Origin of the sequence: Enterobacter sp. WCHEn090032 (genome assembly GCF_003986875.1) — a bacterium.
In the GTDB taxonomy this organism is placed as follows: domain Bacteria; phylum Pseudomonadota; class Gammaproteobacteria; order Enterobacterales; family Enterobacteriaceae; genus Enterobacter; species Enterobacter sichuanensis.
Window position 1 is genome coordinate 26360 of sequence record NZ_RXRN01000039.1, and the last position, 14430, is coordinate 40789.

General features: G+C 51.9%; 15 protein-coding genes. 12 read left to right on the forward strand and 3 right to left on the reverse strand.

Annotated features, from left to right (window positions below; all coding sequences use genetic code 11):
- Positions 1-86 precede the first annotated feature (86 nt).
- Genes gspC through EKN83_RS21935 form a run of 12 tightly spaced genes read left to right on the forward strand, consistent with a single transcriptional unit; the run spans position 87 to position 10780 of the window.
- Positions 87-902, forward strand: a complete 816-nt coding sequence (gene gspC / locus EKN83_RS21880) for a type II secretion system protein GspC (protein WP_126801687.1) — start codon at positions 87-89, stop codon at positions 900-902.
- A gap of 9 nt (positions 903-911) precedes the next feature.
- The gene (gene gspD, locus EKN83_RS21885) at positions 912-2888 is read left to right on the forward strand and encodes a type II secretion system secretin GspD (RefSeq protein WP_126801695.1); all 1977 of its coding nucleotides are present in this window, start codon (positions 912-914) and stop codon (positions 2886-2888) included.
- The gene (gene gspE, locus EKN83_RS21890; RefSeq protein WP_025759230.1) at positions 2885-4360 is read left to right on the forward strand and encodes a type II secretion system ATPase GspE; all 1476 of its coding nucleotides are present in this window, start codon (positions 2885-2887) and stop codon (positions 4358-4360) included. Before gspD ends, gspE begins: the two co-directional genes overlap by 4 nt.
- Positions 4357-5556 carry a type II secretion system inner membrane protein GspF gene (gene gspF / locus EKN83_RS21895; RefSeq protein ID WP_126801688.1) on the forward strand — a complete coding sequence of 400 codons (1200 nt, stop codon included), beginning with the start codon at positions 4357-4359 and terminating at the stop codon, positions 5554-5556. The genes gspE and gspF overlap by 4 nt, the downstream gene beginning before the upstream one ends.
- A 9-nt stretch (positions 5557-5565) precedes the next feature.
- Positions 5566-6009, forward strand: a complete 444-nt coding sequence (gspG, locus tag EKN83_RS21900) for a type II secretion system major pseudopilin GspG (RefSeq protein ID WP_126801689.1) — start codon at positions 5566-5568, stop codon at positions 6007-6009.
- Positions 6010-6011: 2 nt separating this feature from the next.
- Complete coding sequence (locus tag EKN83_RS21905) at positions 6012-6512, forward strand: type II secretion system protein (RefSeq protein ID WP_126801690.1); 501 nt, start codon at positions 6012-6014, stop codon at positions 6510-6512.
- The gene (gspI, locus tag EKN83_RS21910) at positions 6509-6865 is read left to right on the forward strand and encodes a type II secretion system minor pseudopilin GspI (protein WP_025759234.1); all 357 of its coding nucleotides are present in this window, start codon (positions 6509-6511) and stop codon (positions 6863-6865) included. Before EKN83_RS21905 ends, gspI begins: the two co-directional genes overlap by 4 nt.
- A complete protein-coding gene (locus EKN83_RS21915; RefSeq protein ID WP_185857695.1) occupies positions 6858-7439 on the forward strand; it encodes a type II secretion system protein J in 582 nt (193 codons plus the stop codon). The genes gspI and EKN83_RS21915 overlap by 8 nt, the downstream gene beginning before the upstream one ends.
- Positions 7436-8395, forward strand: coding sequence for a type II secretion system minor pseudopilin GspK (gspK, locus tag EKN83_RS21920; RefSeq protein WP_126801691.1), 960 nt, complete (start codon positions 7436-7438; stop codon positions 8393-8395). The genes EKN83_RS21915 and gspK overlap by 4 nt, the downstream gene beginning before the upstream one ends.
- Positions 8385-9533: a type II secretion system protein GspL gene (gene gspL, locus EKN83_RS21925; RefSeq protein WP_185857696.1), complete on the forward strand. Its 1149-nt coding sequence runs from the start codon at positions 8385-8387 to the stop codon at positions 9531-9533. The genes gspK and gspL overlap by 11 nt, the downstream gene beginning before the upstream one ends.
- Entirely contained in the window at positions 9526-10008 is a 483-nt protein-coding gene (gene gspM, locus EKN83_RS21930; protein ID WP_126801693.1) for a type II secretion system protein GspM, read from the forward strand. Before gspL ends, gspM begins: the two co-directional genes overlap by 8 nt.
- Entirely contained in the window at positions 10001-10780 is a 780-nt protein-coding gene (locus EKN83_RS21935) for an A24 family peptidase (RefSeq protein ID WP_312845080.1), read from the forward strand. Before gspM ends, EKN83_RS21935 begins: the two co-directional genes overlap by 8 nt.
- A 35-nt stretch (positions 10781-10815) precedes the next feature.
- Here EKN83_RS21935 and bfr read toward each other — a convergent pair whose 3' ends face one another.
- From bfr to EKN83_RS21950, 3 genes are all read right to left on the reverse strand, one after another.
- Positions 10816-11292, reverse strand: a complete 477-nt coding sequence (gene bfr / locus EKN83_RS21940; protein WP_025759242.1) for a bacterioferritin — start codon at positions 11290-11292, stop codon at positions 10816-10818.
- 71 nt (positions 11293-11363) lie between these two features.
- The gene (gene bfd / locus EKN83_RS21945; protein ID WP_025759243.1) at positions 11364-11558 is read right to left on the reverse strand and encodes a bacterioferritin-associated ferredoxin; all 195 of its coding nucleotides are present in this window, start codon (positions 11556-11558) and stop codon (positions 11364-11366) included.
- A gap of 165 nt (positions 11559-11723) precedes the next feature.
- Positions 11724-14147 carry a carbohydrate-binding protein gene (locus EKN83_RS21950; protein ID WP_126801694.1) on the reverse strand — a complete coding sequence of 808 codons (2424 nt, stop codon included), beginning with the start codon at positions 14145-14147 and terminating at the stop codon, positions 11724-11726.
- Between the last annotated feature and the right edge of the window lie 283 nt (positions 14148-14430).

Here is a 14430-nt window from a genome sequence, read left to right on the forward strand (position 1 = left end):
CTTGCCGCCAACTCAGCTGAATTATATTATCGCCATCCTTAACAATAAACAGATTGTATTTTTTAGTCATACTAAATGATAAATTCATGACAGCTATATTTAGAGCTTTAACCAACGCTCCTCTTTATCGCATTCTGTGCGGCGGCATTATATTGATATGTATTATAACGATGTTAACCTGCATCAATACCGGATATCTTCTCTGGTCTGAATATCATTCAACATCACAAAAAATTAAAAATATAAATTTAGCAAATACACCAACAGATAAATATAAATGGAAATTATCATCAACCGCGTCAGACACGATTAAAATGGAACAGACAACGAGAAAAGAGGCGTTCCGGCTGCCTGATATCCGTTTACGCGGTATTATTCACAGTTCGGATAAATTAACCTCCCGAGCGATCCTGCAGGAAGCAGGAGAACAGAATGTCTATTCGGTTAATGAGACGCTTAAATCAGCGAATACCGTTCGTATCAAAGCGATCTCTCAAAATCAGGTCACTTTCTCCTCCGGCGGGCACGAACAACAGCTTACGCTGCTTTCAGAACTGAGTTTGTCTGACGCGCCCACCGAACCGATCTCTGGCAATGAGGCTCAGACGGACATTGCCTTGTCGGAGTATATCCAGGTCAGTCCCGTAGAAGATAACTATGCCTTGCGCGGATTACGTTTGTTACCCCGGAAGAATACTACATCATTCGCACATGCCTCCCTTGAACCCGGCGATATCGCCGTTCAGCTGAATAAGATTTCACTGACGAAGCGGGAGAACATCGCAAAAGCGCAGGACGCACTGAACCATCTTCAGCGCGTTCAATTCACTCTGATACGGAAATCATTGCCTGTGTTGATTAATGTTTCCGTTCAGCATTTCCAGGAAGGAAAGGAAAATTAAATGGTAAGGATGCCCTCTGTCCGGAAAAAGAGAGCCCTTTCGCTGCTCTTTCTGCTCGCCTTCGCCGCGAAACCCGGATATCCCGCTGACTTCACCGCAAACTTTAATGAGGCGGATATTCGAACCTTTGTCAGCATTGTGGGCCAAAACATGGGGAAAACCATTCTTATTGACCCCGACGTTAAAGCGACGATTTCCGTCCGAAGTGCAGATACATTTAATGAAGAGGAATATTACCAGTTTTTCCTGAGCGTCCTCGACCTGTATGGCTTTTCACTTATAAGCCTTGATAATGGCTTACTGAAAGTGGTTCGTTCAGAAAAGGTGAAGACCCTGCCGGGAAAACTCACGAATGGATCCATGCCCGGCAGAGGGGATGAACTGGTGACGCGTATCGTTTCGCTGGAAAATGTTCCGGCACGGGCGTTATCCCCGCTGCTGCGTCAGATGCTGGATGGCGGGAACGTGGGTAACGTTGTGCATTATGAACCCTCAAACACGCTGATCATCACCGGCAAGGCATCAACCGTTAATCGTCTGCTGGAAGTCGTTAAACGTGTCGATGTGATGGGCGATAAAAAAGAGCAGGTCATCCCGCTGAAATACGCCTCGGCCAGCGATCTGGCCGACGTGCTCAATGACCTGGCGCGCGAAAGCGGAAAAGAGGCCCAACCCGCCACACTCCAGACGCGAGTCGTTGCCGACAAAAGAACGAATGCCCTCATTATCAGCGGTTCAGACCGCGCACGGGCGCGGATCCAACAGCTCGTTTCACGTCTCGACACGCAAGAGCAGGGACAAGGCAATACCCGCGTCTGGTATCTGAAATATGCCAAGGCGGACAAACTTGTCGAGGTCCTGACGGGTGTCACACAAAAATTGACCGAGGAGAAAAACGGCGCCGCGAAAACCACCAGCAGCAGCGGCAATGGTATATCCATTACTGCCGACGAACAGACGAACTCCCTGGTGGTCACTGCCGACCAGGGGATTCTTCAGCAACTGGATGAGGTCATCGCGAAACTGGACATCCGACGGGCGCAGGTGCTGGTTGAAGCCATCATCGTAGAAGTGCAGGACGGCAAAGGGCTGAATCTGGGCGTGCAGTGGGCTAATAAAAACGTGGGCGCTCAGCAGTTTACCAAAACCGGTCTCCCTATCTTTAACGCCGCGCAAGGCATCAGCGAATTTAAAGCTCAGGGCGGTATTACCAGCGACAATCCGGCATACGACCTCTTTAAAAATTATAACGGTCTCGCGGCAGGCTTCTTTAATGGCGACTGGGGCGTGCTGCTGACAGCTCTGAATACCGACAACAAAAACGATATTCTCTCGACACCCAGCATCGTCACCCTCGATAACAAAGAAGCCGCGTTTAACGTGGGCCAGGATGTTCCCGTACTTTCCGGCTCCCAGACCACCTCTGGCGATAATATTTACAGCACCGTCGAACGTAAAACAGTTGGCACCAAGCTGAAAGTCACCCCTCAGATTAATGAGGGCGATTCGGTGCTGATGGAGATCGAGCAAGAGGTATCCAGCGTCGACACGTCTGCCACCTCCTCATCACTTGGGCCGACATTCAATACCCGCACCATTCAGAATGCCGTACTGGTGAAGAGCGGTGAAACCGTCGTGCTTGGCGGTTTAATGGATGACGCAAGTAAACAGGAAGTCTCCAAAGTCCCTCTGCTGGGTGACATTCCCCTGATTGGGCAACTTTTCCGTTACACCTCAAATGAAAAAAGCAAACGCAATCTGATGGTCTTTATCCGCCCGACCATTATCCGGGATGACGAAGTGTATCGCTCGCTGTCACGGGATAAATACACGGGTTTCAAAGAGATGCAGAAAGAAAGAAGCGACCAGCGCAGCGGCAAACTCATTAATGTGGATGATATCGACGCGCTGGATGACCGGGCGTTTAATAACACGCCCGCGATGCCTGCCGCTAAAAACCCTTTCAGCGGGGGTGAAACGAAGTGAGCCCGCTTGCCTGGAAAAAAGCACAACGCTATGGCATTGCCATTCAGCAGCAGGAACTGTTCTACACGACCAGCACCACGCTTGAGCATATGCTTGAGGTTGCCTCCGTGGCGCGCGACTGCACGCAGTTTACCCGGCTCGCTTCGCAGCAGTTTACGGAAAAGCTGGAGCAGCTCTATCAACCTTCTGGTGGTTCAGCCCAGCTTATCGCCGAAGATATGAATAATTCGGACGATCTGAGTGCGCTTTCCGATGAGATCCCCACGAATGAAGACCTGCTCAACGAGCAGTCCGACGCGCCAGTGATCCGGCTGATTAATGCGGTGCTTAGCGAAGCGCTTAAGGAGCACGCGTCGGATATTCATATTGAAGTCTTTGAAACAACGATGAGTATCCGCTTTCGGGTGGACGGTGTACTGCGTCCGGTGGTTCAACCCAATAAAAAACTGGCCGCGCTGCTCATCTCCCGTATCAAAATTATGGCCAAACTGGATATTGCCGAAAAGAGACTGCCTCAGGACGGCCGTATCACCTTAAAAATAGGTCATCGCAACGTGGATGTTCGTGTCTCTACGCTGCCCTCACAGCACGGCGAACGGGTTGTTTTACGTCTGCTGGATAAAAGCAGTCTGCGGCTCTCTATTGATAAGCTGGATATGTCTGAAGAGGACATGCGCGATCTCCGGCACCTTATCGCCCTGCCGCACGGCATTATTCTGGTCACAGGCCCCACTGGCTCCGGGAAAAGTACCACGCTGTATGCGCTTCTCTCCGCCCTTAATAGTCCGGAACGTAACGTACTTACCGTCGAAGACCCGATTGAGTACGAGCTAGAAGGCATCGGTCAGACACAGGTAAATAGCCGCGTGGATATGTCTTTTGCCCGCGGATTACGTGCGATTTTACGCCAGGACCCTGACGTGGTGATGGTCGGTGAGATCCGCGATGCTGAAACGGCTCAGATCGCGGTCCAGGCCTCGCTGACCGGGCACCTTGTTCTTTCAACCCTCCATACCAACAGCGCCAGCGGTGCGGTGACCCGCCTGCGGGATATGGGCACGGAATCTTTCCTGCTCTCCTCATCGCTTGTCGGCGTGATCGCACAGCGCCTGGTCAGGCGGCTGTGTCATCAGTGCAAAACACCGCATCCCCTCACCGCTCGACAACATCAACTACTCGTTGCTGAGGGGATCACCGCGACACAACTCTGGCAAGCCGCTGGGTGCCCGGCCTGCCGTCAGAGCGGCTATCAGGGCCGCCTGGCTATTCATGAACTCTTCGTGATGACGCCTGAAATTCGCCAGGCCGTACACGCAGAGGTCAACGAGCAACAGCTTGAACGGCTCCAGCGCCAGAACCATCGCAGCTTACTGGCAAACGGATTACGAGCAGCCGCACAAGGGTTGACCTCACTGCAGGAGGTGCTGCGCGTTACGTCCGATGGGCAGATATCAGCGGAGCAGGGTGAATGAAATTTCGCTGGGTAGCCACAGACCCCAGAGGGAATCGCCATACTGGCGTGAGTGATGCTGGCTCCGAGCGGGAGTTGGTCGCCCAGCTGCGCAGCCAGTCCCTGTTGCCGCAGTCCATCAAACAGCAGCGGCGCAAGCTGACAGTACGATGGTCACCGGCACGGGTGAGTCATGGCGAATTGACACTTTTTACACGTCAGCTTGCCACGTTGATGGCTGCGGCTCTGCCGCTGGATGAGGCACTCGCCGCGATTCAGCAGCAGAAAGAGAACAAGAATCTTATCGGCGTGATCGGCTCGCTTCGTCAGGCTGTGCTTGAAGGACAATCCCTCTCCAGCGCAATGCAACAGCACCCCCGGGTCTTTGATGCGGTGTATTGCACGCTGGTAAAAGCAGGTGAAGCGGTAGGCAAGGCTGGCGCCGTGCTGGAAAGGCTGGCTGATTTTAATGAAGCTCGCCAGCGAATGCATAGCAAACTGATGCAGGCGCTGATCTACCCCTCCCTACTGACCATCGTCGCCATTGTGGTGGTGGTGATTTTACTCACCGCCGTCGTGCCCAACGTCGCGGCACAGTTTATTCATCTCAAACACGAACTGCCGCTTACGACCCGGATACTGCTCGTGATCAGCGACTTTTTGTCGGTCTACGGTCCGGGGATATTAGGTCTGCTCTTTGTGGGTGGTGGCCTGTTTTCATACTGGCTGAAGCGGGAAGGCAACCGCCACCGCTTTCATCGTCTGCTGATTCACTTTCGCGTTACTGCACCACTGGTCTGCGCTATCGACAGCGCCCGGTACTTACGCGCCCTCAGCATCCTCAACGTCAGCGGCGTGCCGTTGCTGCAGGGGATGTCACTTTCAGCGGAAGGCGTGGGTAACCAGGAGATACGGCAGCGACTGAGTGACGCCGCCGAGCGCGTACGCCAGGGAAACAGTGTGAGCCAGTCTCTTGAGAAGACCGCCATTTTCCCGCCCATGATGCTGTACATGATCGCTTCCGGGGAAAAAAGCGGCCAGCTCGGAGAACTCATGCAACGGGCAGCGGATAACCAGGACGTCCGGTTACAGAACCGCATCACCCTGACGCTGGCGATTTTTGAACCGGCGCTGATTGTCGTCATGGCCGCCATCGTTCTGTTTATCGTGGTGGCGGTCATGCAACCCATTTTACAACTCAACTCATTGATGAACTGAGGAAAGGCTATGGAAAGACAAACGTTTAAAACGCAACGCGGTTTTACCCTGATGGAGCTTATGGTGGTCATTGTCATTCTGGGCGTTCTGGCGAGCCTGGTGGTGCCCAATCTGATGGGCAACAAAGATCGTGCGGACCGGCAAAAAGCGGTCAGCGACATAGTCGCTCTCGAAAATGCGCTGGATATGTACAAGCTGGATAACCATCGTTACCCCACAACAGACCAGGGTCTGGACGCACTGGTTGTGGCCCCGACGCTCGCACCGCTCGCGGAAAATTACAATCCCGAAGGCTATATTCGCCGTCTTCCCGCGGATCCGTGGGGCAATGAGTATGTCCTGATAAGCCCGGGTGAACATGGTGCAATCGATATCAGCTCAACCGGCCCGGATGGTGAAATCGGTACGGCGGATGACATTAGCAACTGGGATAACGACAAAAAATCGCGCTGAACATGGCTCAGGAAAAGGGATTTACCTTGCTGGAGGTGATGCTGGTGATTGTCATTCTCGCGGCGGCCGTCGCAGGCGTGACGGCCATGCAAAATGAACGTTTAAGCGTGAGCGGAAAGCTACGTCAGCGTGTCGACATGTTCAGACAAACCGTTGAGTATGCTGCCGATCTGGCGCTGCTGGAAAAACATGCGGTTGCCCTGCTGGTGTCTGAAGAAGGGTGGTTACTCTACGTTCCACAGAAACGCGCACATACTGGCTGGCAGTGGGAGGCAATCCAGCGTGACGATAACTTGCCGCTTCAGGGAGCATGGGATGGCCCAGCGCGGCCCGAGCTTACCCCCTCGCCACAGCGCGATACACCGCAGATTATCGTTCTGCCTGATGGCCAGATAACGCCCTTCACGCTGTTATTCAGAAATGCAAACGGTGAAAAATTGTTGCATGTGCGCTGCACGGGCTCTCTGCCGCTGGATATCACTCCGCTAAAGGTGGCGCAATGAAAGCGCAAAGTGGAATGCTCCTGCTTGAGGTGTTACTGGCCATGGCCATCTTTGCCTCGGCGGTAACGGCATTAGTCACCAGCATGCAGTGGCAACTCTCTGCTCTGGAGACCCTGGAGCAGGAGACGCTTGCGCTGTGGGTGGCGGATAATCAGTTAATCAAAACGCACACCGTCCTTTCCGCCATGGAGCAAGGAGAGTCCTCCCAGCAGGGAAACGCCTTTACCTGGACGCTCACCGGCGTACCCTCTGCCGCCCTGAACTACATTACCGTGACATCCTCCCGGGGTAAAACGGTGAAGCTTTATGCCTGGAGCCCGGTACAAGAGAAGCAAGAGGCGAAGCATGACTAATCATCAGAGAGGCTTTACGCTTCTGGAAGTCATGCTGGCTATCGCGATTTTCTCGGTCCTCAGCTTCCTCGCTTCAATGGTCTTTTCTCAGGCATCTGAGCAACATCAGCGCGCCCAAAAGCTGGCCAGTGATTTTCATGCCCTGCAGTACACCCTTCTGCTGCTGGAAAATGATCTGATGCAATACGTCCCGCGCAAAAATCGCCAGACTCACCAGACCTTTGCAAGTGGAACCGATGAGTTGCTCTTCAGCACCCAGATGCGGGACACGACCACCCCTTTCGAAGCCACTTTCGTACTCACGACCGTACACTGGTACGTCCAGGACGGGACCTTGTATCGTGCTGTGCGCTACTCTCCTGACGGGAAAGAGGACAAGCCCGCGCGTGCCCTGCTGACGAATATCACCCGTTTTGCCGCTGTACTGCTCGCTGGCGAGGGCAATACGGCGTCAGCCACCGTTGCCATTACGCTGGAGCGCGAAAACCGTGAAAGCGTTCGTCGTGTTTTTATTTTGCCTGGATGGGTTCCGGAGAAACAGCAAACCGGCCAGCGCCGTGAGGATAAAAAATGAATCCTCAGAAAGGCGCTGCGCTGTTGATTGTCTTGATGATTCTTGCGCTGATGGCGGCGCTCGCGGCTGAAATGAGCCTTAGCTTCCAGACCCAGCTTCAGCGTAGCCGGCGTACCAACGCCAGCGTGCAGGCAAAATATGCCCTGCTTTATGCCGAAGGGGAAGCCACCGCTGGCGTGTTAAAGCATGATGATGAAAGGTTAAACGGCAAGGCCGATCTGGACGCGGATACCACCGTCAGCTGGCGTACGGAGGATCGACAACAGTGCTTCAATCTCAATGCCCTGGAAAACGCTCCCGTTGAAGGCATGGCTACGCCTCCCTACGAAATCAGCGTGTTTCAGGCGCTGCTGGAACAGCTGGATGCGGAAAAAAACCGCGCTGAAGAGATAATCCAGTCCACTGCAGATTACATCGACGCCGACACCTCCCCCCGGCTGAAAGGGGCCGAAGATGAGTATTACCTGCAAAACGGCATTCACTCCCTGACGGCAAACCAAATGATCTTTTTACCGGCGGAGATCCGCACACTCAAAGGGATGACGGCCCCCCTCTGGCAGAAACTCGCGCCTTTTGTCTGTACTGCCTTCAGCAGCGAGTTAAACATCAACATCAATACCCTCACCGAAGCGCAGGCCCCGCTGCTGGCAGCCCTTTTTCTGAACGATATCAGCACGTCGGATGCAAAAGCCTTACTCAAAAAACGCCCCCGGGAAGGCTGGAAAACGGTCGATGCTTTTCTTTATCAGGCCCAACAGGATCACAGCGCGGCCAAAGCACGTGTGGACACGCTAAAAAAATACCTGACCGTCACCAGCCATTATTTTGTTACCACGTCGAGCGCACGAGAAGGCGAACTGAGCTCAGGGATGAAAACCTTTTTTTATTATGACGACAAGAAGAAAACCATTGGCATCTATCTGCGCCAGCTTACGGACGGCGAACATGACGAGTAAAACGCCACCTGACACTGCCCGGCTGCTCATCCGCCTGAACAGCGAGCCAACGTTGCCGGTGGAATGGACCCTTTTTGACGACGGCGGCCATGGAGAAATTCACTCCCTGCCACGCGAAAAGCTCCCTGAGCTTTCAGAGATTTCTGCCTCCCGGGTAACGCATCTGCTCATTCCGGTTGAGAAGGCAACCTGCCGCACACTGACCGTTCTCGATGAAAAGGACGTCCTGTCCGATCGGCAGTTGCACTGGCTGGCCGATGAAACGCTCGATGAGGATGCTCCCACTCTCCACTGGACGTTGCTGTCACGCGTGGGAACGACGCTCACTGTTGTCGGGGTGGAGAAAGTGTGGCTGGAGGAAGAACTCGCTGCACTCAGTGCCTGCGGATTAAACGTGACGCATGCAACGCTGGATGCGCTCTGTTTACCCAACGTGGAAAACGGCTGGGCGGTACTAAAAGAGGATGACACCTGGCTTGTCAGGACGCACGAAAATTACGTTTCGCGCCTGACAGGCGCCTGGTTAACTCACCTCCTGCAGCACTTCTCTCCCCGACAGCTTACACACTACGGCGAGTTGTCCGGCCCCTGTGCAGACGCGTCAGGAAAACCGGAATGCCACATCATGTCGTTTTATCCGCAAAGGGAGACCGCAAATCTCCTGCATGACAGCGTTCTTCCCCCTGTGGCGTTTTCCCCCTGGACATCGCGCCTGAAACGTATCGCCCTCTGCTGTGTTGTTCTGACAGCGGCAGTCGCGCTACTGACTCAGCTATTCTCCTGGTGGCAACTTCAGCAGCGGGAAATCCAGCTGAAGGACACTCTGACTCAACAGTGGCAACGCTACATTCCCGAGAACCGGCACAGCAATAATCTGCGAGCCTATCTGCCAGAACAGTTACGGCAGCGTTCACCCGCCCCGTTAACGCTTCTGCTTCGTCTGCAGTCCAGTCTGGCACGTTTCCCCGACATCGCGCTCGAGGGGGTGAGCTATAACCCGCAGCAAAAATCCTTGCGACTTTTTCTTTATGCCACTGAGGAAAAACAGATACAGCAATTTATCAAAGAGAACACCTTAGGATTCTCTTTGACGACCGATAAACACGAACAGGGAAAGTGGACGTTACGCAATGATTAAATCTGCGCTGAACAGTTTCAGACAAAAACTGCTCAATGAGCAACGGCTCATCATTACGCTGGGAGCATGTAGCCTGATAATACTTTTCTGGTTTGGCCTCTATCAGCCACTCGACCAGACAATTAATACACTGCAGTCGCGTTGTGAGCGTTTACGTAACGACGCGGCATGGTTCAGCAAACAGGTTACCGCTGCGGGCCTTTTACCTGAAAAAAAACCGCCAGGAAAACCGGGCGATCTCATCAGGAATAGCCTCAAAAAAGCGAATCTGGTCGCGACGGTACAGCAGGGAAATGCAGGTGAGTTGAGCGTCTTCGCCACCGACATGGAAATGGAGAGCTTCATGCGCTGGCTCGAGGAGATACAGCTCAGTTACGGCCTGCGCGTTGTAGACCTGGAATTCCATGCCAGTCCCCGAAAAGCGGATTCGATTATTCTCACGCGTCTGACCATCGGGGTGAAGCGAAATGGATAGTATGCTTGCCCTGCTCTTTCTGGTTATTGGCTTACTGGCAGGCAGCACCATGGGGATGGTCACCTGGCGGCTACCGATAATGATCGCGCAACAGACCAACGCTGACGGCGCCGCTTCCCGCTTAAATTTTTGGTGGCCAGCGTCACACTGCTGCCACTGTCGCATACCTCTGGTGTGGCATGACAATATCCCCCTCTACAGCTGGCTGCGTCTGAAGGGAAAATGCCGTCATTGTGGACACGCCGTCTCCGGGCGTTACCCGTTGCTCGAAGCGAGTTGCGCGGTTGTGGCCCCTCTCTGCTACGCCCTTCACCCTGATAATCTGATGCTTGTTTCAGCTCTTTTACTCTACTTCTGGTTCGCGCTGGCGCTTAGCGTCATCGATGCGCAGCACTTATTACTGCCCGATAAACTGACCCTGCCCTTATTGTGGCTTGGATTGCTGTTTAACCTTATGACAGGTCTCATTTCCTGTGAAGATGCCGTTCTGGGTGCCGTGGCGGGCTACCTCAGCCTGTGGCTGCTTTACTGGATCGTCTGGCTGATATGGCACAAAGAGGGGATCGGCTACGGCGATTTCAAACTGCTGGCGGCGGCGGGAGCCTGGACCGGGTGGCAAAGTCTGTCGGTAATCCTTTATGTGGCGTCCGTAATTGGGATTTTATGTGGGCTGGTGTTGTGGTTCAAAAACAGACAGTTTACGGGCGCCCTCCCTTTCGGTCCTGCGCTCGCGTTGAGCGGCTGGGGTTACTTCTGCTGGCTAACCCTGTAAGTAAAACAGGAAGGTGTAACACCTTCCTGTAATCGTTACTCTTCTTCGCGAATTTGCGCCTGCAGATAGTTCTGGATACCCAGTTTCTGGATAAGATCTAACTCAGTCTCCAGCCAGTCGATATGGCCCTCTTCATCTGCCAGAATCTCAATCATCATGTCACGACTCACGTAATCATGAACGCTGTCGGCATAGGCGATAGCTTCCCGGAGATCTTTAGCGCCTTCAAGTTCCAGCCTGAGGTCGGAACGCAGCATCTCTTCGACATCTTCACCAATGCCCAGTTTGCCAAGATCCTGCAGATTTGGGATACCTTCGAGGAAAAGGATACGCTCAATATATTTATCGGCGTGCTTCATCTCGTCGATAGATTCATGATATTCAACGTCATTCAGACGCTTAAGACCCCAGTTTTTGAACATTCTCGCATGGAGAAAATACTGGTTAATTGCGACAAGCTCATTTCCCAATAATTTATTGAGATAACTTATGATTTTAACATCACCTTTCATTATATAGTCCCTCCGCTTCCACACTTAGAGCGTAGATGGGGCTACGGAGATGTCAAAAAAAAGAGCGTCGTTCAGGCGATCTCTTTAAATTCCGGCATTTGCATTAACTCGTCTTGCATAACTTCCCGTGCAGCACGAACACATTTACCACATTGATTTCCAATGGGAATAAACTTGCGTAATTGTTGAAAGGATTGTGGCTGAAACTGACGCACAGCCTGACGGATTTTTTTATCGCTAACGCCATTACACAAACAGATGTACATATGCACTCCCGAACCATGAACACCTTCAGCATAAATGATTATTGTTCTCACTTCAAGAGCAAGTTAAATAGCCTTATTTCCTCCATAAATATTTCGCTATCAGATAAAAAAACCTGGGTCAGTATTTTCTCTGGCCCAGGTTTTTATATAACTTAACGTGATGTTTTATTTAAGCATATCTTCCGTTACGACGATCTTCGCAATAGTCGCTGGATTTGGGGCGATGCGTTCAATCACTATCGTTTCACCAACTGAAATCGCTCTCTCATCCGATTTCACTGTGGTCACACCATTTTTTGTCGACTTAGATGAATAATAGCAACTACCACCATAACAGCTAAAAATGTAGTTACCATTCTTCTCGTCGCCCATTACCTTAGCGTAATATCCGCTCATGGTTCCGGAAGCCAGCTTGTCCGCCTCGAAACCGACATACACCATCGGTATACCTTTTTCTCTCTTCACGGTTAATGATTTAACGTCGGAACTACTCACCAGCGGGTTGTTCCCTTTAAGCATGTCGTCAGTGACGGTCAATGTTGCCAGCGTTTCAGCATCAGGATGGGTGCGTTTAACCGTAACCACTGCCCCCGGGTGGAGGATAGCGCTTTTATCTCCAGTACGTAGGGTCGTCTGATCGCCATAGACAGTTTTTTCGCTGTCGGAATAACGTGCCCCGTTCGTGGAAAAGACATACTGGCCGTCAACTTCAACCGTATACTGATTTGACCCGCTAAGCTTACTACTATCAAAGTTTACGTTGATGCGTTGTTTTCCATCGAAGACGTCCACAAAGACAGCTTTTACATCTCCCTGGAGATCGCCAGCGTCACCACCTTTAGTAAACGGCGCAAACACCTCACTGAAAGCATACTTAGACGCCTGCTGCTCGCTCAGACCGCTGTGCTCAGGAGAAACTTGCTTCGGCACACCCGGCTGGTCGCGCATCATAGACCAGATACCAATCATGCCCAGACCACGCTCTGTGGCATCCTGCATCACCAGGTTCGCATCAGACATATAGAACACTTCACCCTGAACATCGTTATAACCGATCATTGGGGTGGTCCCCATCATCGCATTGATTTCAGCATCGCTCTTCTCAGTGAAGATCTGCTTCAGCTGGCTGAACAGGTTTTCAATCGCCGAGGTTGCACATTTGCCATGTATGTTTTGGCCTTCAGTGCCATCGGACTGACAGATGCTGTTGCCATAGTCCATCGCCATCACGTTAACGCCCGCCAGCTCCACACCTTTAGCTTTCGCATCTTCCAGCACGTAAAGACCTTCAGCGGTCAGACCGGTTGGCAAAATGGGCAGGGTATACCAGATACCGACCTTGCGGCCTTCTGACTTCCAGGTATCCTGCACGGCTTTCACCGCTTCGTTACGACGGTTGATGGAATCATGATCGGCAACCCAGGTACCTTCAATATCGAAGTCCAGAACGTTCAGGTTCAGGTTGTCCACGATGTCGTAGTAGTGCTGCTTCAGATCGTCGATATTCTTACAGGATGCCGCCAGCGGAGCATTGTTTGCGCCACCAATGGAAACCATCACGTCACCGCCCACTTCACGCAGCGCTTTAATCTTGCTGTACTGCGCGTAGTCGTTAATGTTATAGGCCGTACCCCAGGTTGGCAGACAGGTTTGGGCATCCTTACTCACCACGAAGGCCATCGTAAAGTGATTAACGCCCTGGTTCTGGGCAAGGCTTGCCAGGTCTGGCTGGGCGTTCAGGGTAAAGTCGACATACGGGGCATAGACGTGAGCTGGCCATGCAGATTTTGGCGTACCGACTTTTTCTTTGGTGCCTGTCCAGTCGATAAATACACGCCACGGGTTGGTATCCGATGGGGAGACTTTTTGTACTTTGGCCTGCGAGACGTAATTCCCACCGTTGTAGCGAATCAGCGTACCGCTTTCATATAAGGTTGAGGAATTATAAACCGGCGCCTTGTTCAGCTGATCCTGAGTGTATGTGGTAACGGCACCCAGTGGTTTCCAGGGACGGCCGTTTGCACCGGTCGGGTTCTGGTTAGCGGCAAGCGAAGGATCGTCTCCTACGGTATAAAACAGAGCTTCATATTCCTGACCGTTTTTCTGAACTTTATCGCCTTTATTATAAACAGTGGAAGATGACCACTGCGCAACGGGCGCATAAGCTTCCCATGGATTATCCTGGCCCGGAACAAAACCATATGCGCTTTGCGCAACCGAGGTTTTATACGTTGCATTGTTATAGCTAACAACGTCACCCGCTTTATAAGCAACGCTATTATCATAGGCAGGATAGGCTACCGTACCACCACTGGTTTCACAGGTAACAGGATTACCGTATTTATCCATTTCAGCGGCGGTCGCGTTGCGTTCAAAACGCCAGGGGTTATTTGCCTGATCGTTAGCAGCATTGCCCGGGCAATCTGAGGCGCCTACCCACCACGCATTCTTATACACACCGCCATCGAAAATAACTTCATAAGTACTGCCACCTTCCTGACCGTTCCATGCTTCGAGCGCGAATGCAGGCAGCGCAGCACATGTCAGCCCCATGCAAAATAAAGCTTTCGTTGCGAGATTTAATTTCATTTTAAACATTCCTGTTGTTTCTAATCCATTGGGTTATTACATAATGATGTAGCAGCCCATAAGGTAATGACCACAGGAATCAAATTCAAATAAGTTTATCTAACGAAAGCCGCTTTAAGAAATAAGCACACTCATCTTACCAGTAAAATAAATATTAATTATATCGCCTTATATTTATTTAAATTTGCATGTAGTAAAAATAAAAAAACCCCGAAATAAATTCGGGGTTTTTAAGACTAAAACGTTAATTAAAACGTATAATTAGCCCAGAACTTTAGCAACA

What these genes read in the sequence shown, in the direction of transcription:
- gspC (WP_126801687.1), top strand. Translation starts at nt 87, where the DNA reads ATGACAGCTATATTTAGAGCTTTAACCAACGCTCCTCTTTATCGCATT.
- gspF (WP_126801688.1), top strand. Translation starts at nt 4,357, where the DNA reads ATGAAATTTCGCTGGGTAGCCACAGACCCCAGAGGGAATCGCCATACT.
- EKN83_RS21935 (WP_312845080.1), top strand. Translation starts at nt 10,001, where the DNA reads ATGGATAGTATGCTTGCCCTGCTCTTTCTGGTTATTGGCTTACTGGCA.
- gspK (WP_126801691.1), top strand. Translation starts at nt 7,436, where the DNA reads ATGAATCCTCAGAAAGGCGCTGCGCTGTTGATTGTCTTGATGATTCTT.
- gspM (WP_126801693.1), top strand. Translation starts at nt 9,526, where the DNA reads ATGATTAAATCTGCGCTGAACAGTTTCAGACAAAAACTGCTCAATGAG.
- gspG (WP_126801689.1), top strand. Translation starts at nt 5,566, where the DNA reads ATGGAAAGACAAACGTTTAAAACGCAACGCGGTTTTACCCTGATGGAG.
- bfr (WP_025759242.1), bottom strand. Translation starts at nt 11,292, where the DNA reads ATGAAAGGTGATGTTAAAATCATAAGTTATCTCAATAAATTATTGGGA.
- gspI (WP_025759234.1), top strand. Translation starts at nt 6,509, where the DNA reads ATGAAAGCGCAAAGTGGAATGCTCCTGCTTGAGGTGTTACTGGCCATG.
- EKN83_RS21905 (WP_126801690.1), top strand. Translation starts at nt 6,012, where the DNA reads ATGGCTCAGGAAAAGGGATTTACCTTGCTGGAGGTGATGCTGGTGATT.
- EKN83_RS21915 (WP_185857695.1), top strand. Translation starts at nt 6,858, where the DNA reads ATGACTAATCATCAGAGAGGCTTTACGCTTCTGGAAGTCATGCTGGCT.
- bfd (WP_025759243.1), bottom strand. Translation starts at nt 11,558, where the DNA reads ATGTACATCTGTTTGTGTAATGGCGTTAGCGATAAAAAAATCCGTCAG.
- EKN83_RS21950 (WP_126801694.1), bottom strand. Translation starts at nt 14,147, where the DNA reads ATGAAATTAAATCTCGCAACGAAAGCTTTATTTTGCATGGGGCTGACA.
- gspL (WP_185857696.1), top strand. Translation starts at nt 8,385, where the DNA reads ATGACGAGTAAAACGCCACCTGACACTGCCCGGCTGCTCATCCGCCTG.
- gspD (WP_126801695.1), top strand. Translation starts at nt 912, where the DNA reads ATGCCCTCTGTCCGGAAAAAGAGAGCCCTTTCGCTGCTCTTTCTGCTC.